At 41.8% G+C, this 459-nt stretch carries 1 protein-coding gene; it reads left to right on the top strand.

Annotated elements, in window-relative coordinates; all coding sequences use genetic code 11:
* Positions 1-103: 103 nt before the first annotated feature.
* A partial coding sequence (locus tag NF418_RS10785) for an IS110 family transposase (RefSeq protein ID WP_306172707.1) occupies positions 104-459 on the top strand: 356 nt, incomplete at its 3' end.

The raw sequence follows: 459 nt of genomic DNA, 5'->3' as shown, positions 1-459 counted from the left end.
TGTTTTAGAAAGAATGTTATCAAAGTATGTGGGACGCCTGACGTCGAGTATTGAAAATGACATCACTAAAACAAGGAATCATTCAAGACAAAGAGGTAATATCATGCGTGCAGTTTTTGGGATTGATATGAGTAAGGCAAGTTCAGAAGTGGCCATTCTAGTCAATGGTGAGAAAGTTCACAGCTATACCATGTCCAATGACGCCTTAGGCTTTGCTCGGCTACTTGGCGATTTGAGAACCGTCCATAAGCCAGAAATCATCTTTGAAGCAACAGGTGTCTATTCTCGTCGTCTTCAAGCTTTTCTGGATGAACATGGCTACGCTTATACACGGCTTAATCCCTTAGAAGCTAAGAAGCAACTGGATAGCTTGCGTGTGAGGAAAACAGATCAAATTGACGCCGAAAAACTGGCTCAATCTCAATTTGTGCTGAATCGTAAACCCACTTTTGTCCAAGA

This window comes from Streptococcus suis, from assembly GCF_024509555.1.
Lineage (GTDB): Bacteria > Bacillota > Bacilli > Lactobacillales > Streptococcaceae > Streptococcus > Streptococcus suis_AD.
This window is presented reverse-complemented; position numbering and strand designations above follow the sequence as displayed.